General features: G+C 73.0%; 20 protein-coding genes. 13 read left to right on the forward strand and 7 right to left on the reverse strand.

Annotated elements, in window-relative coordinates; genetic code table 11:
• Positions 1-118: 118 nt before the first annotated feature.
• The 5 genes from RM446_RS02920 (at position 119) to RM446_RS02940 (ending at position 4,490) form a co-directional block, all read left to right on the forward strand.
• Entirely contained in the window at positions 119-1,111 is a 993-nt protein-coding gene (locus RM446_RS02920) for a C40 family peptidase (RefSeq protein WP_311543486.1), read from the forward strand.
• A 497-nt stretch (positions 1,112-1,608) separates the two neighbouring features.
• The gene (locus RM446_RS02925) at positions 1,609-2,616 is read left to right on the forward strand and encodes a C40 family peptidase (protein WP_311543487.1); all 1,008 of its coding nucleotides are present in this window, start codon (positions 1,609-1,611) and stop codon (positions 2,614-2,616) included.
• 7 nt (positions 2,617-2,623) lie between these two features.
• Entirely contained in the window at positions 2,624-3,007 is a 384-nt protein-coding gene (locus RM446_RS02930) for a maleylpyruvate isomerase N-terminal domain-containing protein (protein WP_311543488.1), read from the forward strand.
• Positions 2,998-3,288: a hypothetical protein gene (locus tag RM446_RS02935; RefSeq protein ID WP_311543489.1), complete on the forward strand. Its 291-nt coding sequence runs from the start codon at positions 2,998-3,000 to the stop codon at positions 3,286-3,288. The genes RM446_RS02930 and RM446_RS02935 overlap by 10 nt, the downstream gene beginning before the upstream one ends.
• Before the next feature lie 50 nt (positions 3,289-3,338).
• Complete coding sequence (locus RM446_RS02940; RefSeq protein ID WP_311543490.1) at positions 3,339-4,490, forward strand: glycosyltransferase family 4 protein; 1,152 nt, start codon at positions 3,339-3,341, stop codon at positions 4,488-4,490.
• A 100-nt stretch (positions 4,491-4,590) separates the two neighbouring features.
• Here RM446_RS02940 and RM446_RS02945 read toward each other — a convergent pair whose 3' ends face one another.
• Positions 4,591-6,384, reverse strand: coding sequence for an AMP-dependent synthetase/ligase (locus tag RM446_RS02945; protein WP_311543616.1), 1,794 nt, complete (start codon positions 6,382-6,384; stop codon positions 4,591-4,593).
• A gap of 274 nt (positions 6,385-6,658) precedes the next feature.
• Between RM446_RS02945 and RM446_RS02950 the strand changes: the two genes are divergently transcribed.
• From RM446_RS02950 to RM446_RS02960, 3 genes are all read left to right on the forward strand, one after another.
• Positions 6,659-7,099 carry a hypothetical protein gene (locus RM446_RS02950; RefSeq protein WP_311543491.1) on the forward strand — a complete coding sequence of 147 codons (441 nt, stop codon included), beginning with the start codon at positions 6,659-6,661 and terminating at the stop codon, positions 7,097-7,099.
• Between the two features lie 134 nt (positions 7,100-7,233).
• The gene (locus tag RM446_RS02955; RefSeq protein WP_311543492.1) at positions 7,234-8,184 is read left to right on the forward strand and encodes an ROK family glucokinase; all 951 of its coding nucleotides are present in this window, start codon (positions 7,234-7,236) and stop codon (positions 8,182-8,184) included.
• An 87-nt stretch (positions 8,185-8,271) separates the two neighbouring features.
• Complete coding sequence (locus RM446_RS02960) at positions 8,272-8,991, forward strand: endonuclease/exonuclease/phosphatase family protein (protein WP_311543493.1); 720 nt, start codon at positions 8,272-8,274, stop codon at positions 8,989-8,991.
• Between the two features lie 143 nt (positions 8,992-9,134).
• On the opposite strand, the gene RM446_RS02965 is transcribed toward RM446_RS02960, so the two are convergent.
• Positions 9,135-10,025, reverse strand: a complete 891-nt coding sequence (locus tag RM446_RS02965) for a lysophospholipid acyltransferase family protein (protein ID WP_311543494.1) — start codon at positions 10,023-10,025, stop codon at positions 9,135-9,137.
• A 295-nt stretch (positions 10,026-10,320) separates the two neighbouring features.
• On the opposite strand from RM446_RS02965, the gene RM446_RS02970 reads away from it, so the two are divergent.
• From RM446_RS02970 to macS, 3 genes are read left to right on the forward strand one after another with little or no spacing between them, the layout of a single operon-like run.
• Positions 10,321-11,088 carry an alpha/beta hydrolase gene (locus RM446_RS02970; protein WP_311543495.1) on the forward strand — a complete coding sequence of 256 codons (768 nt, stop codon included), beginning with the start codon at positions 10,321-10,323 and terminating at the stop codon, positions 11,086-11,088.
• Positions 11,085-11,906, forward strand: coding sequence for a hypothetical protein (locus RM446_RS02975; RefSeq protein WP_311543496.1), 822 nt, complete (start codon positions 11,085-11,087; stop codon positions 11,904-11,906). The genes RM446_RS02970 and RM446_RS02975 overlap by 4 nt, the downstream gene beginning before the upstream one ends.
• A gap of 51 nt (positions 11,907-11,957) precedes the next feature.
• Positions 11,958-13,295, forward strand: a complete 1,338-nt coding sequence (gene macS, locus RM446_RS02980; protein WP_311543497.1) for a MacS family sensor histidine kinase — start codon at positions 11,958-11,960, stop codon at positions 13,293-13,295.
• Between the two features lie 94 nt (positions 13,296-13,389).
• On the opposite strand, the gene RM446_RS02985 is transcribed toward macS, so the two are convergent.
• A complete protein-coding gene (locus RM446_RS02985; RefSeq protein ID WP_311543498.1) occupies positions 13,390-13,992 on the reverse strand; it encodes a molybdopterin-dependent oxidoreductase in 603 nt (200 codons plus the stop codon).
• A gap of 338 nt (positions 13,993-14,330) precedes the next feature.
• Here RM446_RS02985 and aroF point away from each other — a divergent pair, with 338 nt between their 5' ends.
• Positions 14,331-15,377 carry a 3-deoxy-7-phosphoheptulonate synthase gene (gene aroF / locus RM446_RS02990; RefSeq protein ID WP_311543499.1) on the forward strand — a complete coding sequence of 349 codons (1,047 nt, stop codon included), beginning with the start codon at positions 14,331-14,333 and terminating at the stop codon, positions 15,375-15,377.
• A 119-nt stretch (positions 15,378-15,496) separates the two neighbouring features.
• Here aroF and thiI read toward each other — a convergent pair whose 3' ends face one another.
• The gene (gene thiI, locus RM446_RS02995; protein ID WP_311543500.1) at positions 15,497-16,771 is read right to left on the reverse strand and encodes a tRNA uracil 4-sulfurtransferase ThiI; all 1,275 of its coding nucleotides are present in this window, start codon (positions 16,769-16,771) and stop codon (positions 15,497-15,499) included.
• A 252-nt stretch (positions 16,772-17,023) separates the two neighbouring features.
• Positions 17,024-18,049, reverse strand: coding sequence for a 6-phosphofructokinase (locus tag RM446_RS03000; RefSeq protein ID WP_311543501.1), 1,026 nt, complete (start codon positions 18,047-18,049; stop codon positions 17,024-17,026).
• Between the two features lie 277 nt (positions 18,050-18,326).
• On the opposite strand from RM446_RS03000, the gene glpK reads away from it, so the two are divergent.
• Entirely contained in the window at positions 18,327-19,805 is a 1,479-nt protein-coding gene (glpK, locus tag RM446_RS03005) for a glycerol kinase GlpK (protein ID WP_311543502.1), read from the forward strand.
• Positions 19,806-19,907: 102 nt separating this feature from the next.
• Here glpK and RM446_RS03010 read toward each other — a convergent pair whose 3' ends face one another.
• Together RM446_RS03010 and pknB are read right to left on the reverse strand one after the other, a co-directional pair.
• Entirely contained in the window at positions 19,908-20,600 is a 693-nt protein-coding gene (locus tag RM446_RS03010; protein ID WP_311543503.1) for a response regulator transcription factor, read from the reverse strand.
• Positions 20,601-20,660: 60 nt separating this feature from the next.
• Positions 20,661-22,607, reverse strand: a complete 1,947-nt coding sequence (gene pknB / locus RM446_RS03015) for a Stk1 family PASTA domain-containing Ser/Thr kinase (RefSeq protein ID WP_311543504.1) — start codon at positions 22,605-22,607, stop codon at positions 20,661-20,663.
• Positions 22,608-22,662 lie beyond the last annotated feature (55 nt).

The following is a 22,662-nucleotide window of genomic DNA, read 5'->3' on the forward strand; positions in this document are numbered from 1 at the left end:
TCCGGCCCGGTGTGTCAGCGGTTCCCGCTCACCCGGCACCCTGCCCGGATTCCGGTCGCCCCGCCCCGATCCCCCTCATCCCGCATGTGGACCTGACCCGTAAGGAGCGTGGACCGCCATGACGAGCACAGGTGGTCGGCGCACGGCCCGCCGGATCGCGACCGGTTTCGGGGTCGTGGCCGTCGGAGGCCTGATCGTGCCCTCCGGGGTGGCCTATGCCGAGCCGACCCAAGAGGAGGTCGAGGCCAAGATCGGCGATCTCCAGGAGGAAGCCGACGGCATCGTCCAGGAGTACAACAAGGCCAAAGAGGACTACGAGGCGGCCAAGGAGAAGGCCGACGACCTCGAGGACCGGGTCGGCGACGAGCAGGAGCGCTACGACAAGCTGCGCGACGACGTCGCCGACTTCGCCAGCGCCGCCTACCGCGGCACCGATCTCGACTCGCCGTCCAACATCATCAACGTCGAGAACCCCGAGGAGCTGCAGGCCCAGTCGGCCGACGTCGGCTACCTCTCGGAGACCCAGAAGGAGCAGCTGGACGACTTCAGCGACTCCTCCGAGCGCCTGTTCCGGCTGAAGGACGAGGCCGACGCGGCCCTGGCCGACGCCAAGGACGAGAAGGAGGAGATCGAGGACAAGAAGGACGAGGTCGAGGGGAAGATCGAGGAGCAGGAGGACCTGCTCGCCGAGTTCCCCTCCGCCGACCCGGCCACCGGCGGCGACTCCGCGGGGGGCAGCTACACCGGCGCGGCCTCCGGCGACGCGCGCGCGGCCCTCGACTTCGCCTACGCCCAGCTGGGCAAGCCCTACGTCTACGGCGCCACGGGCCCCAGCGGCTACGACTGCTCCGGCCTGGTGATGCGCTCGTGGGGTGCCGCCGGGGTGAGCCTGCCGCGCACCACCTACGGCCAGGCCGAGGCCGGGCCGCGCGTCAGCTACGACCAGCTGCAGCCCGGCGACATCCTGTTCTTCTTCGGCGGCCTCGGCCACGACGGCCTCTACGTCGGCAACGGCCAGATGATCCACGCGCCGCGCACCGGCAAGAACGTCGAGGTCGTGTCGCTCTCGGGGTATTGGGACGGCCAGTTCCAGTTCGGCGTGCGCCCCTAGATCGCCGATGGGGTTCGGTGCGCCGCCCCGGCACAGCACCGTCGATCTTGTAGCCATCGCAAACGGAAATCGCTTTCCTTTACGATGGCTACAAGATCGGCGGGGTTCGGGGCCCGGTGACGTGACCTCGTTTTGGGGCGGGGATGATCCGGACGTTCCATTGCGGACGGTCCGTAAAGAGGTAGATATAGTAACGAATCGGTTGAGTATGGTGCTGGGGATGCACTAGTGTTCCTCGCCGAGCCCGGTCGTCTGTACGTGCCATCACAAGGGTGGCGCCGGCCGGCTCCCGCCGACCTCCGACCGCGCCGATTCCACCCCCGGGCCGGCGGAGACCGGGACCCCCTTGCAGGCGTGTCCTCTCGCACGCCGCAGCAGCTTCCCCGGATCATCGGGCGCCGACTGCGCCCCGGGCGTGACCGCCGACCGCCGCGGCCGCCCGTATTCCGAGGAGCCTCCGGTCAGGCGGCCCCCTGGCAGAAAGGTGTGCCACCATCGTGGATGAACGCCATGAACGTGGCTCGTTCCGCCGGCATCTCGCGACCGTCGGCTTCGTCGCCGCAGGCGCCCTGATCCTGTCCTCCAGCGCCGCGGTCGCCGAGCCGAGCGCCGACGAGGTCCGCAACAAGATCGAGAAGCTCGAAGAGGAGCACGCGGAGCTCGCCGAGAAGTACAACCAGGCGAAGGAAGACCACGACGCCGCCAAAGAGAAGCTTGAGGACCTGCGCGAAGACAAGCAGGACACTCAAGACAAGATCGACGGCATGCAGGACGACATCCGCGGGCTCGCCAACGCGGCCTACACCAACGCCGACTTCGGCTCGCCCGCCTACCTGCTGGGCTCCCAAGGACCCGCAGACGCCCTGGAGCAGGCCGCCGACCTGGGCTACCTCTCGGAGAACCAGAAGCAGACGCTCGTCGACTTCAACGAGCAGAAGGGCAAGCTGGACGACCTGACGGCCGAGGCGGCCGACACCGAGGACAAGGCCAAGGACAAGCTGGACGAGGCCGAGGAGGCCAAGGGCGAGGCCGAGAAGAAGATCGAGAAGCAGCAGGACATTCTCGACGACCTGACGGCCGAGCAGCAGGAGGCCGCCACCGCCGGCGTCGGCAGCGGAGGCGGCGGCGCCACCTACACGGGCAGCGCCTCGGGCAGCGCCGGGGTGGCCATCGACTTCGCCTACGCCCAGATCGGCGACTCCTACAGCATGGGCGCCACCGGCCCCGACGTGTGGGACTGCTCCAGCCTGGTGCAGGCCGCCTGGGCGGAGGCCGGCGTCAGTCTGCCGCGCACCACTTACAGCCAGGTCAACGCCGGAACCCCGGTCTCCTGGGACAACATGCAGCCCGGCGACCTGATCTTCTTCTACGACGGCCCCGACCACGTGGGCATGTACGTCGGCAACAACATGATGGTGCACGCCTCCAACCCGTCCAAGCCGGTCGCCGAGGTCGCGCTGAGCGGTTACTACCAGAGCAACTTCCACTCGGCCATCCGCCCGTAGCGCCCCAGTGCGGGTCTCGGCGGCGACGGCCGCGCTCGACTCCGAGACCGCGGTCCTGGCTCCGGTCCTGGTGGGCCTGTCCGCCGCAGAGGCGCGGCTGCCGACGCGCTGCCCGCCTTGGGACGTGGCGGCGCTCGCCGCCCACACGGCCGGGGCCCTGGTCCGCGTCGCCGACGCGCTCGACGGCGCGGGGCCGCGGGAGGCCCGGGTGTCGGCCGCGGGCTACTATCGCCCGGACGCCCGGTTCTCGCCCGAGGTCGACGGGCGCAGGATCGCCGACGCCGCCGAGACAGCGGCGCGGGGCCCGGCGAGCCGGGGCGGGTGCTGGAGCGCACCTGGCGCGATCTGCGCCCCCGGCTGGCGGCCGAGCCCGCGGGCAGCGTGGTGCTGACCCGCCACGGCGACGCGATGGCACTGGAGGAGTTCCTTGTCACCCGCGTCGTCGAGGTGGTGCTGCACGGCCTGGACCTCGCCGACGCCCTGGAGCGCGGCGCTTGGACGTCTCGTCCGGCGCTGGAGGCCGTTGCCGACCTGCTGTTTTCCGCGGGCCCGGGCGCATTCGGGCCGGAGACGCTGGAGGCCGTGCGCGCGGCGACCGGGCGGGCATTGCCGGGCCGTCCGGGCGCCGAGGCGCTGGAGGCCGCCGGCGTGCGCTTCCTGGCGCTGGGCTGACCCGCGCGGCCGAGCACCCGGCAAGCCCGGATCCGCCTAGACTCGGGGCCGTGCCGCGTACGCTGATCGTCACCAACGACTTCCCCCCGCGTCCCGGAGGCATCGAGGCCTTCGTGCACGAGCTCGCGCTGCGCCGCCCGCCGGACTCCGTGGTCGTGTACTGCTCCACCCCGCGTCCGCGCGGGCCGGGTGCACCGGACGAGGCCGCCGACTTCGACCTGGGGCTGCCCTTTCCCGTGGTGCGGGAGCGGACCCCGGTGCTGCTGCCCACCCCGGCGGTGCGGCGGCGGGCCGAGCGGATCGCGGCGCTGGAGGAGTGCGACTCGGTGCTCTTCGGCGCGGCCGCTCCGCTGGGCCTGATGGCCGGCGGCCTGCGGCGCGCAGGGGTGCGCCGGATCGTGGGCCTGACGCACGGCCACGAGACCGGCTGGTCGGCGCTTCCGGGCGCGCGGCGTGCGCTGCGCCGCATCGGCGAGGACACCGACGTCCTGACCTACCTCGGCGAGTACACGCGTGCCCGCTTGGCGCGCGCGCTGACGCCTGAGGCCGCCGCGCGCATGCGGCGGCTGGCGCCCGGCGTCGACACAGGGCGGTTCCGCCCCGGTGCGGGCGGTGAGGGCGTGCGCGAGCGCCACGGACTGCGCGGGCGGCCGGTGGTGGTGTGCGTCTCGCGGCTGGTCGCCCGCAAGGGCCAGGACACACTGCTGCGGGCCTGGCCGCGCGTGCTGGCCGACGTGCCCGACGCGGCGCTGCTGCTGGTGGGCGGCGGCCCCTACCGGGGGCGTCTGGAGGCGCTGGCGCGCGAGCAGGGGGTCACCGGGTCGGTGCGCTTCACCGGCGACGTTCCGGCTGGCGAGCTGCCCGCCCACTACGACGCCGCCGACGTGTTCGCGATGCCCTGCCGCACCCGCAACGGCGGGCTGGACGTCGAGGGGCTGGGGATGGTCTACCTGGAGGCCTCGGCGACCGGCCTGCCGGTGGTGGCCGGGCGCTCCGGGGGTGCGCCCGACGCCGTCAGCGAGGGCGAGACCGGGCTCGTGGTCGACGGAACCCGCCCCGGCCCCGCCGCGCGGGCGCTCATCGGGCTGCTGCGCGACCCCCAGCGGGCCGCGGCCATGGGCGAGCGCGGCCGTGCGCGGGTGCAGCGGGAGTGGACCTGGGACGGCGTCGCGGAGCGGCTGGCCGACCTGCTGGAGGAGTGAGCGCCGCCGCAGCGCGCGGGCGCCGGCGGTACCGCAGGAGCCGGGGCGCGCGGGGGCAGCCCGGCCCCCGCCCGCCCCGCCGGCCTCCCGGCCCGAGCGCTCAGCTGTAGAGCCGGTCGATCTCCTCGCTGAACTGCTTGGCCACGACGTGCCGCTTGACCTTGAGCGACGGCGTCATCTGGCCGCCCTCCTCGGAGAAGTCCGACGGCAGGATGGTGAACTTGCGCACCGACTCGGCGCGCGAGACCGCCTTGTTGGCGTCGTCGACCGCCTCCTGGACGGCGGCCATCAGATCGGGGTCCTCGACCAGGTCGGGGATGTCGCCGCTCTTGCCCTTCTCCTTCCTCCAGAACTCGAAGGCCTCGGGGTCGACGGTGATCAGCGCCGAGATGAAGTTGCGGTTGTCGCCGACGACCATGCACTGGCTGACGATCGCGTGGCCGCGCAGCCGGTCCTCGATCACCGCGGGGGCGACGTTCTTGCCGCCGGCCGTCACGATGATCTCCTTCTTGCGGCCGGTGATCGACAGGTAGCCGTCCTCGTCCAGCGAGCCGAGGTCGCCGGTGCGGTACCAGCCCTCGGAGTCGAACGCCTCGCGCGTAGCCTGCTCGTTGCGCCAGTACCCGCGCATCACGTGGTCGCCCTTGACGAGGACCTCGCCGTCGTCGCCGATGCTGTGGGTGACTCCGGGCAGCGGCGGGCCCACCGTGCCGATCTTGTTCTTGGACGGGCTGTTCACGGACGTGGGCGCCGAGGTCTCGGTGAGTCCGTAGCCTTCGATGATGGTCAGCCCCACTCCGCGGAAGAAATGGCCGAGCCGGTCGCCCAGCGCGGAGCCGCCCGAGACCGAGTACCGGGCCTGCCCGCCCACGGCGGCGAGGATCTTGCCGTAGACCAGCCGCTCGAACAGCGCGTGGCGCAGGCGCAGCGCCAGCGGCACGCGGCCGGAGTCCAGCGCGCGGCTGTAGGCGACGGCGGTGTCGGCGGCGGCGCGGAAGATGCGGCCCCGGCCCTCGGAGACGGCCTTCTGCTCGGCCTTGTTGTAGACCTTCTCGAACACGCGGGGCATGGCGAGCAGGAACGTGGGGCGGAACGTGCCGAGCGCGTCGATGACCTCGGGGCCGGTCGTGGGGAAGTGGCCCATCACGGTCCGCGACTCCACGCAGCCGACCTGGATGATGCGGGCGAAGGAGTGCGCCAAGGGCAGGAACAGCAGCGTCGAGCGGCCCTCGATGGAGAAGACCTCCTCCAGCGGCCCGTGGACCGTGTTGAGGATGGTGAACAGCAGGTTGCGGTGGGTCAGCTCGCAGCCCTTGGGGCGGCCGGTGGTGCCCGAGGTGTAGATCAGGGTCGCCGCCTCGTCGGCGGTGCCCGCGGTGCGCCGCTCCTCGACCCCGGAGTCGCCGACACCCTCCCCGCTCTGCCGGAACTCGTCGAAGGCCGGCCCCTCGATGCGCCAGACGTGCTCCAACTCGGGCAGCTCGCCGCGCACGGCCTCGACGCGGGCCGCGTGCTCCTCGCTCTCCGCGAAGACGGCCCGGCTCCCGGAGTCGCTGAGGATCCAGGAGATCTGCTCCTCCGACGAGGAGTCGTAGATCGGGACCGTGACGCCGCCCGCCGACCAGACCGCGTAGTCGATCACGGTCCATTCGTAGCGGGTGCGGGAGATCAGGCCGACCCTGTCGCCGTGCTCGACCCCGGCCGCGATCAGAGCCTTGGCGACGGCGGAGACGTCGTCGCGGAACTGCGCGCACGTGACGTCGCGCCACTGGCCGGCCTCCTGCCGGCGGAACGCGACGGCGTCGGGCTCTTCCCGGGCCCGCGCAAAGAGCGTGTCGGGCAGCCGCGACTCCGCCGCGACTTCCACTTTCACCGGACTGCTGAATTCGCGCACGTCATTGCTCCCGGACATCTGCTTCCACGAGGGGACAGCACGACCGTAACAACTTTCCTTACTCGCGGGTAGAACACGTTCTCGCCTGAGTGCCGTTGGTATCCGAAAGTGACCTTCCGGCCGCATACCGGCCGTTCTCCGGGCCGGACCCCGGGATCCTCCGGAGCGTCCCCGGATTTCACCCGGGCGCCCCGCCCCGGCCGAGCCCCGGGCGGCTAACGTGACGGGCAGAGCCGAGGCACAGGGCCGACACGAAAGCGGGGTCGAAGTCACCATGGCCGAGCCTGATCGCGGGACCGACCGCACCGACAAGGGCGGCAACGGGTCGCAGGACATCATCGACGACGCGCTGCGCATGGTCGACACGCTCCAGCGGCGGCTGCTCGTGGCCGGAGTGCGCCGCGGCGCCGCCGCGGCGAGCGCGCCGCCGCGCAAGGGGGACGTGTGGGAGGAGGCCGTCAAGTACGAGCAGCCCCGCCCCGCGGCGTCGCCGGTGGACGAGCTGCTGGGAATCGCGCGCAAGAAGGGCCCGGAGGTCGCGGGGCACCTCGGGCGGGCCGGAATCGCCGTGGTGGGCGCCGTCGGCGAGACGCTGGGCGTGGTCGAGCGCGCCCTGGAGCGCCGCACCCCCGACCCCGACCGGCCGCGCCCGAGCGGCACTGGCGCCGACCGTGCCGAGGTCGAGCCGCCGCGTGGGATCTCGCGCGGGGACTGAATTAGAATCCCGCGGGAACCGGTTTAGACCAATCGCCCGCGCCGCCCGCGCCGCCCGTGCTCCAGCCCTCCGGGCCCCGAGCCGCGGGCGCGCGGCGCCGCGCGCCCGCGGGAGACGAGCAGGAGGAGCCGCGCATGCGGATGACGATCGGCGTGGACATCGGCGGCACCAAGGTGGCCGCCGGGATCGCCGACTCCCGGGGCCGGGTCCGCGACGTCGTCAAGCACCCCACCCCCTACGGCGACGGCGAGGCCCTGGCCGACGTCGTGGGCGGTGCGGTGCGGGAGCTGCGCGACCGGCACGCCGAGAGCGCCGTCTCCGCCGTCGGCGTGGGCACCGCCGGGTTCGTCGACGCCGACCGGGCGACCATCGTGCTCGGCGCGAACCTGGGTCTGACCGAGGAGCCGTTCAAGGAGCGGCTGCGGCGGCGCGTGGACCTGCCGGTCGTAGTCGAGAACGACGCCAACGCCGCCGCGTGGGCCGAGGTCCGCTTCGGCGCCGGCCGCGGCAGCGCGCACGTCGTCTGCGTCACGCTGGGCACCGGAGTGGGGGGCGCCGTCGTCATGGACGGCGAGCTGCAGCGCGGCCGCTACGGCGTGGCCGGCGAGGTCGGCCACTACCGGGTCGTGCCGTTCGGGCGCCGGTGCGGATGCGGCAACCACGGCTGCTGGGAGCAGTACGCCAGCGGCCGCGCCCTGGTAGGTGAGGCCCTCGACCTCGCCCGCGCCGAACCCAAGCGCGCCGAGCGGATGGCGGAGCTGGCCGGGGGCAGGGCCGAGGACATCCAGGGCCGCGAGATCACCGCCGCCGCGAGGGAGGGCGACGAGGGCGCGCTGTCCTGCTTCCGCGCGGTGGGGGAGTGGGTGGGCCTGGGACTGGCCGACCTCGCGGCGATCCTGGACCCGGAGCTGTTCGTGATCGGCGGCGGCGTCTCCGACGCCGGAGACGTTCTGCTCGCCCCGGTCCGCGACTCCTTCGCCCGCCACGTCACGGGGCGCGCCACCCGCCGCCTGGCCGAGATCCGCGTCGCCGAACTCGGCTCCCGGGCGGGCATCGTCGGCGCCGCCGACCTCGCGCTGCGCTGACCCGTCCCGCGCCGCCGACTCCGCCCCGCCCCTCCGCCCATGCCGCCGGTCGGCGCGGGTAGGTGTGCGGGTGTGACGGAACTCCGCATGCTCAGTTACAACGTGGACGGCTTGCGAGGCGGTGCCGACGCCGTGGCGCGGGTGGTCGGCGCCTGCGCGCCCGACGTCGTGTGCCTGCAGGAGGTGCCCGACCTGCTGCGCTGGCAGTCCCGCAGGCGCAGGCTGGACCGCTCGGTCGGCATGGTCCCGGCGATCAGCCGCCGCACCGGCGGGCTGGCCGTTCTGTACCGCCCCGGACTCGAGGTGCACCGCGTCGGCCACCGCGTGCTGCGCCGCTACCCGGGTCTGCGCGTACGGACCCTGTCCATGGTCGCGCTGCAGGTGGAGGGGGTGCCGCTGCTGATCGCCTGCACCCGCCTCGACCAGCACCCGGGGGCCCGCTTGCACCACGCCGGGGAGGCGGTGGACCGCCTGGCCGCCTTCGCCGCTGAGAACCCGGGGCCGTTCGTGCTCGCCGCAGACGTCGCCTGCCGCCCCGAGGACACGGCCTGGCGGCTGCTGACCGCCGGGCTGCGCGACGCCGCGGCCGAGCACCCGTGGGGCGGGTCCGCGACCTTCCCCGCGCACGCGCCGAGCCACCGCGTCGACGGCGTCTTCGCCTCGGGCGACGTGCTGGTGCGCCGCGCCGGCGTGCCCGTCGACCTGGTCGACCCGGCCGACTTGGCCGCCGCGAGCGACCATCTCCCGGTACTGGCCGACATCGCGCTGGGCGACGGGCCCGAAGGGCGGCGCCCGGCCGGCGGCTGACGCCGGCCGGGCGGTCCGTTCATCAGGAGGCGGAGGCGGAGGCGCGGTCGAGCGGGGCGTGGGCGGAGCGGGCACAGCAAGCCGTTCGCCGCGGGGTGCGCCGGAGCGGGAGCGGCGGCGCAGGCCCCCGCGGCGCCGCTCATTTACGCCGCGGCGCCCGGGTTGTCGTCGGGCCGCCGGGTTCCGGTTCCGTCGGCCTCGGGGGCGGGCACGCCCTCGGGGTCGGTGTCGGCCTCGGCCGACGAGCGCTTGCCGCGCTTCTTCCGCTTCTTGCGCTCGGACTTGCGCTCGGCCTTCTCTGCGCGCCTGCGCTCCTTCTCGCCGGCGTGCTGCTCCTTCTTCTCCTCCTTGGCCGCAGCCTCCAGATCGGACTTGACCGACTGAGCGTAGCGGTCGACGTACTCCTGGCCGGAGAGCTCCATCAGGGCGTACATGATCTCGTCGGTGACGGCGCGCAGGACCCGCGGGTCGCGCTCCATCCCGTAGTAGCGGGCGAAGTCCAGCGTCTTGCCGAAGACGACCTTGGGCCGGATGCCGAGTTTGGGCAGGGTGCGCCCGGGCGGCATGATCTTGTCGGCGTTGATCATGGCCATCGGCACGACCGGCGCCCTGGACTCCAGTGCCATGCGCGCCACTCCGGTGCGGCCGCGGTAGAGCTTGCCGTCGGGCGAGCGCGTGCCCTCGGGGTAGATTCCCAGCAGTTTGCCCTGCTTGAGCACCTTCAGCCCCGTGCGCAGTGCCGCCTCACTGGCCTTGCCGCCGGACCGGTCGATGGGGATCTGCCCGACCCCGGTGAAGAACAGGCGGCTGAGCAGGCCCTTCGGCCCTGTCCCGGTGAAGTACTCGGCCTTGGCCAGGAACGTGATCTTGCGGGGCAGGGGCAGCGGTCCGAAGAAGTGGTCGGAGAAGGACAGATGATTTCCGACCATGATCGCCGGGCCGTGCCGGGGCACGTTCTCGACGCCTTCGGCGCGCGGCTGCCACAGCACCGCGATCACAGGCCCCAGAATCGCCTTGACAACCCAGTAGAACACCGGCACTCACCCCCGCTCATGCGGGGCGTGCTTCGACGAACTCGCCACGTCAGCCTTCCCGCTTGCACGAACAATCGCCGCCATCTTCCCATTGTCGCGGTCGTACTACCAATGGCGGAACAAGTTACTCGCAGGTAGTCGCGCCGCGGGCCCGCCGCGGGCCGCTGCTGCGGCCTCTTCCGCCGACCCCGAGGACGAGTATCCGGGAGGCGGAGCGCGTACAAGTTTCGTAAAGTCGGTCCAGTGAACCCGCGGCCGTCCGCCGCGCCCCGCCGGATCCCCAGGAGGGCCCTCCATGCCGACGATGCCGGGTGCCGAGCCCTACCGCCGATCCGGTGACGGCGTCGGCGTTCTGCTGTGCCACGGCTTCACCGGGACGCCCCGCGCCCTGCGCCCCTGGGCCGAGCACCTTGCCGCCGCCGGGCTGACCGTCGACGTCCCGCTGCTGCCCGGCCACGGCACCAGTTGGCAGGAGATGGCCCGGACCACGAGCACGCAGTGGGTGGAGGCGGTGGAGTCCGCCCTGCTGCGGTTGCACGGGCTCTGCCACACCGTCTTCGTCATGGGCCTGTCGATGGGCGGATGCCTGGCGCTGCGCATGGCCGAACTGCACCCCGACAAAGTGCGCGGCGCGGTCGTGGTGAACCCGTCGCTGGCGTTGGAGAACCGCCTGCTGCTGGTGGCCCGGCTGCTGGCCCCGCTGGTGCCCACCACGGCCGCGGTGGGCGAGGACGTCAAGAAGCCCGGCGTCGGCGAGGGATCCTATGAGAGGGTCCCCACCGCCGCGGCGGCGACACTCCCGAAGCTGTGGCGCGCCACGAAGCGCGGCCTGCCGGCTGTCACCGCGCCGGTTCTCGCCTACCGGAGTCCCCAGGATCATGTCGTGGGGCCGCAGAGTCTGCGTATCCTCACAAGTAGGGCGGTGAACGCGCCGCTGCGCGTCCACTCCCTGGACAACAGCTACCACGTGGCCACACTCGACCACGACGCCTCAACCATCTTCGACGGCAGCCTCGCGTTCGTGCGCGAGCACAGCAGAAGCGGGGAAGGGACGAAGCGATGACTCATCGCCGGGGCAACGGTCTGCTCGCCGACACCTACGTCCCGCTCATCGTGCTTCCCACCGCTCTGGCCGACCAGATGCTCGACGCGCTGCGCGAGTCCGGTATCGCGGCCTACGCGGTGCAGCTGGACGACGGGCTGCTCGACGACTCCGGCGCGGAGGAGGAGCCGCCGACCGACCACCTCTACGTCGACGCGCACGAGCGGGCCACCGCCGGGGAGATCCTGCGCGACCAGCTCCCGGACCTGGAGTACCGGGGCCTCGAACCGGGCGGCGCCGAGACAACCGAGGGCCTGCGACGGCAGACGCGGGTGGAGCCCGAGCCCGGTGCGGGGCAGGCAGCCGCGGCGGCGGCCGGTGACGACGACGTGTGGGCCGACCTCGTCGCGCGCTTCTACGACACCCCCTCCGCGGCCGAGGCCGCCTGGCCCGACGCGGAGAACCTCGCCGCCGGCGAGCGCGCCGCCTCCTCCGACCCTGATCCCGACGACGCCGACTACGGCGAAGACGAGGAGACCGGCGGCGCACCGCCAGCCCGCGTGGTCCGCCCGGCCGAGTCCGCCGACGACCGCGAGCACTTCGTGCCGCCCCCGCCGCCGCCCCTGCCCCGGGGCGACCTCACCAGCCGGCTCTCCTGGGCCGGGCTCTTCGGCGGTCCGCTGCTGCTGCTGGGCTCGATGCTGCTGGGGATGTCGCTGCCCGGTTGGCTGGCCTTCCTGGCGGTGGCCGCCTTCATCGCAGGCTTCGTCGTGCTCGTGGTCCGCATGGGCGACCGCCCGCCCGGCGACAACGGCCCCGACGACGGCGCCGTGGTCTGACCCCGCCGCACCGCCCGCCTCCCGTCCCCCGCCCGGCAGGACCCTGAGCCGATGAGCCCCGAATCCCCCGACCTCGCCTCCGCGTCGGCCCCCGCGCCCCCTCGCGGCACCCCGGCCGCCGGGCAGGGGACCGCGGGCTCCGCTGCGAGCAGCGCGGCGGTCGGGCGCGGCGACGGGCGGCCCAATCGGCCGACCGGGCTCTCCACGCCCCTCTGGCGCGCCATCGCGGTCTTCCGCGCGGCGTCGGTGGGCTATGCCGTGTTCCTGCTGGCGCAGTACCTCGACCTGCTCGCACGGCCTTGGGCGGCGTGGGGCGTGCTCTGCGCCATGGCCGCGTGGACGGCCGCATCGGCCGTGCTCTACGCCCGGCCGCACCGCCGCACCCGCCTGCTGCTGGCCGCCGACCTCGCCGTCGCCTTCGGCTGCCTGGCGGCCACCGCCCTGGCGGTCGAACCCGGCTACCTGCGCATGGCCCCGCCCCTGACGACCACCTGGTTCGGCGGTGCCGTCCTGGCGGCCGCCGTGCTGGCCGGTCGGCGCGTGGCGCTGGGCGCGGCGCTGGCGCACGGCGTGGTCGACATCGCGGTCCGGACCTCCATGGGCCTGACCGTCACGGCCGCGGTGCCGCGCGGCGTCGTGCTCCTGCTGTTGGCCGGCTACTCGGTGGGCTACCTGGCGAGCTACGCTGCGGCGGCCGAGCGCCGCTTCGCCGAAGCCGTCGAGCTGGAGGCGCGCACGCGCGAGCGGGAGCGCCTGGGACGCTCCATCCACGACTCCGTCCTGCAGGTCCTCGCGATGGTGCGGCGCCGCGGCGCCGAGGCGGGCGGCGAGGCCGCCGAGCTCGGCCGCCTCGCGGGCGAGCAGGAGGCGCGGCTGCGGGCGCTTGTCGGCGGCAGGCACGGCGCGGTTACGGCGGAGGCTCCGGCCGGGGGAGCGGGCGGCGGCGCGGCCGGACCCGCCGCACGAGGGGACGCCCGGCCGACCGCCGACCTGGCGGCCCTGCTCGACGCGCACGCCGGGGCCCGAGTGACGCTCTCGGCGCCGGCGAACGAGGTCGCCGTGGAGCCCCGGGCGGCCCGCGAGATCGACGCCGCCGTCCGCGAGGCGCTGAGCAACGTCGAACGCCACTGTCCGCCCGGGACCCGGGTCTGGGTGCTGCTGGAGGACGAGGGCGGCACGGTCACGGTCACGGTCCGCGACGACGGGCCCGGCATCGAGGCGCACCGTCTCGACGAGGCCGCAGCCGAGGGCCGGTTGGGCGTCACCCAGTCCATCCGCGGCCGCATCGCCGACCTCGGCGGTACCGCCGACGTCACCACGGCGCCCGGCCAGGGCACCGAGATCGAGCTGCGGGTGCCGCGCCAGACCGCAGGCCCCGAACCCCGTTGATCTTGTAGCCATCGTGAAGGAAAACGATTTCCAGTGACGATGGCTACAAGATCGACGACGCTGTACCGGGTGCAGGCGCGCGGCCGCGCCTCGGCTACCCCAGCGGCGGTCCGTCGCCGGGCTCCTCCTGGTAGGAGTAGCGCTGCTCCTTCCAAGGGTCGGCGCGGTTGTGGTAGCCGCGCTCCTCCCAGAAGCCGCGGCGGTCGGCGGCGAGGTACTCCACCGCGCGCACCCACTTCACGCTCTTCCATCCGTACAGGTGCGGAACGACCAGGCGCACCGGATGGCCGTACTCGGGTGCGAGGCGCTCGCCGCCGCGGTGGGTGGCCAGCAGCGCGTCGCGGGCGAGGAAGTCGTCCAGGCGCATGTTGGCGCTGTAGCCGTACTCGGCCCACACCATCACATGCGTGACGGCGGGGGCGGGCGGTGCCAGCTCGGCCAGGGTCGCGGTCGATACGCCGCTCCAGGGCACGGCGGACACGGTGAACCTGGTCACGCAGTGGAGGTCGGCGACGGCCTCCACGTGCGGGAGCGCGTCGAACTCGGGCCAGCTCCACCGGTACTCGCCCAGCGACTCGGTGAAACCGTAGACCCGCAGGTCCCATCTGTGCGCACGGAACCGCGGCACCGGGCCGTAGTGCAGGGCGGGTCGGCCGCGTGGGACGTGCTGCCCCGGCGGCAGCGGCTGATCCGACAATCGCTCTCCTTCGCGCGCTTCTTCGCCATCCTGCCAGGGCCGGGCGGCGGCGCGCTGCGCCCTCCGCCCGTTCGGGGCGAGCCGGGGCATGCGCTATAGTCGCTTCCATGCAGCAGAGCTTTTGGCGCTTTTATGGCTACCGGCCCACGGCTAGGACGGTCGCCCGCCAAGCGCTGCGCTGACACGGACGACTTGAGGAGCCCCGGGCCGGAAGCGGCCCGGGGCTCTTTTGCTGCCCGGCCCCTTCCGCTTCCGCCCGGCTGCCGCTCCCGGCCCGTCCGGCCGACAACTCCACCGCGTCCGGGAACGGACACCGAAGTTCCGAAGGGACAACGCACATGGTCATCGTCATGGGGCCTGGGGCCACACGCGAACATATCGACAACCTCGTCGACCTCGTCGCGAACGCGGGAGGCGAGGCCTACGTGACCCGCGGAGTGAGCCGCACGATCATCGGCCTGGTCGGCGACGTACGGCAGTTCGAGACCCTGGATCTTCGCGCCATGCCCGGCGTGAGCGACGTCCTGCGCATCAGCGTCCCCTACAAGCTCGTCAGCAGTGAGCACCATCCGGGCCGCTCCACGGTGCGGGTCGCCGGCGTGCCCGTCGGCGGCGACAACATGACCGTCATCGCCGGACCGTGCGCGGTCGAGACCCCCGAACAGACGCTGGAGGCCGCGCGCATGGCCCGCGCGGCCGGGGCCTCGCTGCTGCGCGGCGGCGCCTACAAGCCCCGCACCTCCCCCTACGCCTTCCAAGGGCTGGGCGAGACCGGCCTGAAGATCCTCGCCGACGTGCGCGCCGAGACCGGGATGCCCGTCGTCACCGAGGTGGTCGACGCCGCCGACGTGGACCTGGTCGCCGACTACGCCGACATGCTGCAGATCGGCACTCGCAACATGCAGAACTTCGCCCTGCTGCAGGCAGCGGGCGAGGCCGGCCGCCCGGTGCTGCTCAAGCGCGGCATGAACGCCACCATCGAGGAGTGGCTGATGGCCGCCGAGTACATCGCCCAGCGCGGCAACCTCGACATCGTGCTGTGCGAGCGGGGCATCCGCACCTTCGAGAAGGCCACCCGCAACACCCTCGACATCAGCGCGGTACCGGTGGCCCAGAGCCTGTCGCACCTGCCGGTGATCGTGGACCCCTCGCACTCGGGCGGCAAGCGCGACCTGGTGCTGCCGCTGTCGCGCGCAGCGATCGCGGTCGGGGCCGACGGCGTCATCGTCGACGTGCACCCCGCACCCGAGACCGCGCTGTGCGACGGTCCCCAGGCGCTGGTCGGCGACGACATCGGCGAGCTGGCCGGCATCGCGGCCACCTTCGCGCCGCTGGTGGGCCGCACCCTCACCCCCGCGCCGGAGCCGGCAGCGGCGGGCGTGTAGCGCCTTCCGGACGCGCCGGGGCCGTCCCGTCCGGCGGTCTCCGCCCGTCTCCGCAGAGACGGCGGAGACCGCCGGACCGCGCTCGCGAACGGCGCGCCGGTACCCGGGCGCCCGGCCCTTCAGACCTTGGCGGGCGCGGCGTCGCCCAGAAAGCTGGGGCGGTGCAGCTGCTTGACCGTCAGCAGGTGCTCGGCCAGCTCCTCGGCGTCCAGCCGCTTCTCGATCTGGCGCAGGTCGGGGATCTTGGCGGCGGTCTCGACCTGGCGCGGTGTGAGCAGCGTGCAGCAGTCCTCGTCGGGCAGCTCCGAGATCGACAGGGTGCCGATCCGCCGCGCCTGGTCCATGATCTCGGTCTTGTCCATGCCGATCAGCGGCCGCAGGATCGGCAGGTCCACGGAGTCGTCCAGCGCCGTCAGGTTGGCCATGGTCTGGCTGGAGACCTGCCCCAACGCGTCGCCGGTGACGAGCGCCTCGGCTTTGAGGTCGTCGGCCAGCGCCTCGGCGGTCTTGAGCATCAGCCGCCGCTGGGCGATGATCTGCAGCCGCTCGGCGCCGGAGGACTTCAGCTGCTGCTGCGCCTTGCCGAAGGGGACGACGAACAGCCGCGAGCCCACCTGGTACCGGTCCAGCTGGCGCACCAGGCTGTAGGCCTTGTAGATCGACTCCGGCCCGGTGAAGGGCATGCCGGAGAAGTGTAGGAAATCGACCTTCAGGCCGCGGCGCATCATCCGGTGCGCGGCGATCGGCGAGTCGATGCCGCCCGACATCAGCACCAGCGCGCGCCCGCTCATGCCCACGGGAAGGCCGCCCTGGCCCGGGATGCCGTCGGTGAAGACGAACACCTCGTCCTTGTCGACCTCGATGGAGACCGGGTTCTGCGGGTGCTTGAGGTCGACCGGCAGGCCGTGGGCCTGCTGCACCGCCGCGCCCACGTGCCCGGCGAGCTGCGAGGACGTCAGCGGGAACCGCTTGTCGCGGCGGCGGGCCCGCACGGCGAAGCTGCCGCTGCGGTCGGCCAGCGCCTGCACGGCGGTGGCGGTGACCGCGTCGAGGTCCTTGGGCACCCGGCGCACCAGGTGCACCCACACCACGCCCATCACGTTGCGCATCCGCTCGGCCAGTTCGGCGACCTCGATGTCGGAGGCGCCGGGCATGCGGACGATGACGACTCCCGAGCCGCGCCGGGTCAGCTTGATCGGGCTCAGGCCGCGCGCGGACGCACGGATGTTGTTGTGCAGGCGGCGCTCGAACAGGCTGCGGTTGCTGCCCTTGAGCACGATCTCGCCGAGCTTCATCAGCACGCACAGCTCGTGCGGTCCGGACGCCGACCGCTCCTGGACGGCGGCCTGGGCCTCGCGTCCTTCGAGTGCCTCGGGCTCGGACATGACGGCCATGACTGCGGCTCCCAGATGTCTCGACGGGTGAGGGGAGGGCGGAGGCCGTGCCCCGCCGCTTCCAGTATCGAACATCGCAACGACCGGTCGCGACGGAGGATTCCCGCGCACGCGGCCGTCCGCAGGCCCAGGGGGTCTCCGAAACGCCGACGGCGCGCCCCGGCCGCTGGACCCGGCGGGTCGCCGGGCGCGGCGGGGCGCGCCGTGGAGCGGTGCGCGGTGAGTGCGCGCCGGTGCGCCGCCGCGGTGCGGTCAGCCGAAGAAGACCTCGGCCTCTTCGTAGCGCTCGGTCGGCACGGTCTTGAGCTTGTCCGTGGCCGCCGACAGGTCGACCCGCACGATGTCGGTGCCCTGCAGGCCGACCATCTTGCCGTAGTCCTGGTCGTGGACGGCCTCGATGGCGTTCACGCCCAGCCGGGTGGCCAGCACGCGGTCGAAGGCCGAGGGGGTGCCGCCGCGCTGCACGTGGCCCAGGACCACCGAGCGGGCCTCCTTGCCGGTGCGCGACTCGATCTCCTCGGAGAGGCGCTGGCCGATGCCGCCGAGGCGGACGTGGCCGAAGGCGTCCTTCTCGCCGGCGGAAAGCTCCATCTGGCCGTCCTTGGGGTGGGCGCCCTCGGCGACGACGAGGATGGGGGCGTAGTTGGTCTCGAACCGGCTCTCGACGTGGGCCACGACCTCGTCGATGTCGAAGGGGCGCTCGGGGATGAGGATGACGTTGGCGCCGGCGGCCATGCCCGAGTGCAGCGCGATCCAGCCGGCGTGGCGGCCCATGACCTCCACGACCAGCGCGCGGTGGTGGGACTCGGCGGTGGTGTGCAGCCGGTCCACCGCCTCGGTGGCGATGTTGACGGCCGTGTCGAAGCCGAAGGTGTAGTCGGTGGCGTTGAGGTCGTTGTCGATGGTCTTGGGCACGCCCACGACGTTGACGCCGCGGTCGGTCAGCTGTGTGGCCACCCCCAGGGTGTCCTCGCCGCCGATCGCCACCAGGGCGTCGATGCCCAGCTCGGCCATGTTCTGCTTGACCCGCTCGACGCCGCCCTCGATCTTCATGAGGTTGGTGCGCGAGGACCCCAGGATCGTGCCGCCGCGCGGCAGGATCCCGCTGACGGCCGCCCGGTCCAGGGGCATGGTCGCGCCCTCCAGCGGCCCGCGCCAGCCGTCCCGGAACCCGACGAACTCGTAGCCGTAGTCCTTGATGCCCTTGCGGACCACTGCGCGGATGACCGCGTTCAGCCCCGGGCAGTCGCCGCCACCGGTCAGCACCCCGACTCGCATGCGTGCACTCCTCGAATTCCTGTGGACAACCTGACCGCCTCTGCCGGCGCGGGGGCGCCGTTCGGGCGGTGCGGACCAGAGGGCGACAGCGGTCGTCCGCCGTCACACCAGGGGCCACAATGTGACCGGTGCCACGGAAGGCGCCCGCCGAGCGTTGGAAGCCGCCTGCCGGGGGGTAAGTCCCCCGGATGGCGGATCGGAGCCGGGGCGGCGCCTTCAGTCCCGCACCGTCCGCATGGTCTAGACCATAGTCGCCCAACGTGCTGGAGGCCAACCCATGTCCGTCCTCGCGCTCGATGCCGGTACCACCGGCGTGACCGCACTCGTCGTCGACGAGAACGGCGGTGTTCTCGCCCGCGGCTATCAGGAGTTCGCCCAGCATTACCCCGAGACCGGCTGGGTCGAGCACGTTCCCGAGGAGATCTGGCAGGCGACCCTGGCCGCGTGCCAGACGGCCCTGGACGCCACCGACAGCGTGCCCACCTGCGTGGGCATCACCAACCAGCGTGAGACGGCGGTGCTGTGGAACCGCGAGCGCGGCAACTCGCCCCGCAGAGCCATCGTCTGGCAGGACCGCCGAACGGCGGGCATCTGCGCCGAGCTGCGCGAGGCAGGGCACGAAGGCCGTGTGACCGACGTCACCGGCCTGCGACTGGACCCCTACTTCACCGGCACCAAGCTCACCTGGATCCGCCGCAACGACCAGCGGGCCTGGAGCGGCGTGGAGTCCGGAGAGACCGTCGTGGGCACCGTCGACTCCTACGTCATCAGCCGGATGACCGCCGGAGCCCGGCACGTCACCGACGCCTCGAACGCCTCCCGCACCCTGCTGTACGACATCCACCGCGGCGAGTGGTCGGCGGAGATGTGCGATCTGCTCGGCGTGCCGATCTCCGCGCTGCCCGAGGTCGTGCCCTCCTACGGGGTCGTGGGTGAGACCGACCCGCAGGAGTTCCTCGGCTTGCGGATCCCCATCGCGGGGATCGCCGGCGACCAGCAGGCCGCCATGTTCGGACAGAACTGCTACACCGCGGGCACCTCCAAGTGCACCTACGGCACCGGTTCCTTCGTGCTGGTGAACACCGGCTCGGAGCCGGTGGCGCCCGACCACGGGCTGCTCAGCACCGTGCTGTGGCAGCACCCCGACGGGCGGCTCGACTACGCGCTGGAAGGCTCGATCTTCGTCACCGGCGCGGCCGTGCAGTGGCTGCGCGACGGGCTCGGACTCATCGACAGCGCCCCGCAGTCCGAAGGGCTGGCGGCCAGCGTGCCCGACTCCGGGGGCGTGGTGTTCGTCCCCGCGCTGACGGGCCTGGGCGCTCCGGACTGGGACCCGCACGCCCGCGGCGCCATCTTCGGCATCACCCGCGGCACCCAGCGCGCCCACATCGCCCGCGCCACCCTGGAGGCGATCGCCTTCGAGGTCCGCGACGTCGCCGAGTCCATGGCGGCCGCCTCCGGCACCCGGCTGCCGGAGCTGCGGGTGGACGGCGGCGCGTCCACCAACGACCTGCTCTGCCAGATCCAGGCCGACCAGCTCCAGGTAAGCGTGGCCCGGCCCGAGGTGCAGGAGACCACTGCGCTGGGCGCCGCCTTCCTCGCGGGACTGGCCACAGGCGTGTGGTCCTCCACCGACGAGCTCGCACGCACCTGGAACCTGGACCGCCGCTTCGAGCCCGGCGACCGCGACGAAGCCGCCCACCGGCGCTGGCGCACGGCCGTCGAGCGCTCGAAGGGCTGGGCCGAGCTGGGCTGAAGCCCCGCCGGACGGGAAGCCCATGCGGGCACCGCCCTCGCGGCCGCACTCCGCGCGGCCGCGAGGGCGGCTGAGGGCGCCTCCGCCCGTACAGCGCCGGGCTCACCCGTCGCCGTCGAGTCCCCGGTCGATTGCGTAGCGCGCCAGTTCGACGCGGTTGTGCAGGTGGAGCTTGTTCAGCGTGTTCTGCACGTGGTTCTGCACGGTGCGGTGGGACAGCGTCAGGCGCTCGGCGATCTGCTTGTAACCCAGCCCTTTGGCCACCAGCCGCAGCACCTCGGTCTCACGCGGGGTCAGCGAGGGCGCCGCGGGCTCGCCGGCCGGCTCGGGCTCGGCGGCCATCCGCCGGTACTCGCCCAGCACCAGCCCGGCGAGGCCGGGGGTGTAGACCGCCTCGCCGGCGTGCACGCGGCGCACCGCCTCCAGCAGCTCCTCGCGCTGGGCCGACTTCACCAGGTATCCGGTGGCGCCGGCCTTGACCGCCTCCAGGACGTCGGCCTGCTCGCCGCTGGCCGAGAGCACCAGCACGCGCGGCGGCTCGCCGCACGCCAGCAGGCGGCGGGTGACCTCCACGCCTCCGATGTCGGGCAGCTGCAGGTCGACGACCGCGACCGTAGGCCGAGCCGCCGGGGCCACGCGTAGGGCCTTGGCCCCGTCGCCCGCGGTGGCCACCACCTCCAGGCCGGCCTCGGCCAGGTCGCGCGCAACCGCATCGCGCCACATCGGGTGGTCGTCGACGACCATGATGCGGATCGGTCGCCGCTCCGGCGATCCGGCCTCTGCCCGCTCGATCATGGGGTGACTCTAGCGAACACGCCGCGGAGGGCGCGGCCGCCGCGGATGCTCCTGCTGACGTCAGTCGTCGCCGCGGCCGCCGCCTTGGCCGTTCCCTCCGCCCGGGGGTCCGCCGCCGCCGCCGGCGCCGAACGGACTGGCGATCAGCTCGATCTCGGTGTCCTTCTTCGCCGTGCCCTGCGGGGTGTAGCTGGAGACCGTGTCGCCGCCGAAGATCCTGGTGACCTTCACCTTGAAGCCCAGCTCCTCCAGCTTCTTCTTCGCGTCGACGACGTTCCACCCGGTCACGTCGGGGATCTCGATGTCATCGGGCCCCGAGGAGACCGTGATCTCGACCGTGTCGCCGGAGCTCACGGTCTCGCCGCCGGGCGGGTCCTGCGAGACGACCTCGCCCTCGGGCACGTCCTCGCTGGGTTCCTCGGTCACCGAGACCTGCAGCCCTGCGTCCTGCAGCGCCGTCTCCGCCTGGTCCTGCTGCATCCCCTCGACCTGGGGGACCTCGAACCCCGCGCTGACGGACAGGGTCACCGGCTGCTCGCGGTCGGCGTCGGCGCCCGCCTCGGGGTCGGTACTGATGACCGTTCCCGCGGGTTGGTCCTGGGACTCGGTCTCCTGCTCGACGACCTCGGCGAAGCCCTGGTCCTCCAGCGCCTCCCGCGCGTCGCCGGCGCTCTGGCCCACCAGGTCGGGCATCTCGACGCTCTGCGGCCCCTTCGACAGGAAGAGGGTGACCGTGTCGCCGGGCAGGATGCGCTCGTCGACAGCGGGCTCCAGTTCGGCGACAGAGCCGGCCGACTCCTCGGAGTAGACGCGCTTGTCGGAGGTCTCGATCTGCACCGGGATGTCGCCCAGCACCGCGCGGGCGCCGGACTCCTGCATGCCGACGACGTCGGGCACCGGCTCGTACCTGCCGACCAGGAACCACCAGCCGAACACCAGGAGCACCACCGCGAGTACGCCCGCGACGATCATCATCGGGTAGCTGCGGTAGTCCAGCCGCGAGCGGGCGCGGCGCCCCCTGCCGCCGCGGTACGCCGGCGCGGCCTCCTCCCGGGCCGCCCCTCCCGTCTCGACGACGAGGGTGTCGTTGGATACATCCGAAGCCGTGGCCGGGGCGGCCGCACCGCCGTGGGCCGGATCGGCCGCATCGGCCGCCGGCAGCGCCGACTTGAGGTTCAGCACCAGGGCCAGGTACTGGCCGGCGTCGCCGGGGCGGTAGCTCGGGTCGCGCTCGGTGGCGCGCGTGACCAGGGTGTCGACCTGGGGCGGAAGCCCGGAGACGGCGCGCGAGGGCCGCGGCACGTCCTCGTTGACGTGCTGGTAGGCGATCGAGATGGGGGTGTCGCCGGTATGCGGCTGCGACCCGGTCAGCAGCTCGTAGAGCATGATGCCGGCCGCGTAGACGTCGGTGCGCGCGTCGGCGGCACCGCGCTGGATCTGCTCGGGCGCCAGGTAGGCGGCGGTCCCCATGACGGTGCCGGTCTTGGTGGTGTTCTGCTGTGACGACTCCACCGCCCGCGCCAGGCCGAAGTCGGCGACCTTGACGCGGCCGTCCTCGGTGAGCAGCACGTTCTCGGGCTTGACGTCGCGGTGGACCAGCCCGGCCTGGTGCGCGGCGCCCAGCGCCGCCAGCACCGGCGAGATGACCTCGACCGCGTCCGCGGGCGAGAGGCGCCCGCGCGCGTTGAGCATGTCGCGCAGGGTCCGCCCCGGCACGTACTCCATGGCCAGGTAGACGTGGCCCCGGTCGGTGCCCTGGTCGTAGACCTGCACGACGTTGGGGTGGGAGAGCTTGGCCACCGAGTGCGCCTCGTTGATGAAGCGGCGCACGAAGGAGGGGTCCTGGGCCAGGGAGGGGTGCATGACCTTGCAGGCCAGCCGGCGGTCCAGGCGCGTGTCGTGCGCGACGTAGACCGTGGCCATGCCTCCGCTGGCCACCCGTGCCTCGACGTGGTAGCGCTGATCGAGTGTCGTGCCCACCAGAGGGTCGGCAGTCGTCATGTCCACACTCGGGAGTGTAAGGCGTCGTGTGTGCGGGGGTGGCGCCTGAGGTCGTCCGCGG

Source organism: Streptomonospora wellingtoniae, assembly GCF_031845375.1.
GTDB classification, from domain to species: domain Bacteria; phylum Actinomycetota; class Actinomycetes; order Streptosporangiales; family Streptosporangiaceae; genus Streptomonospora; species Streptomonospora wellingtoniae.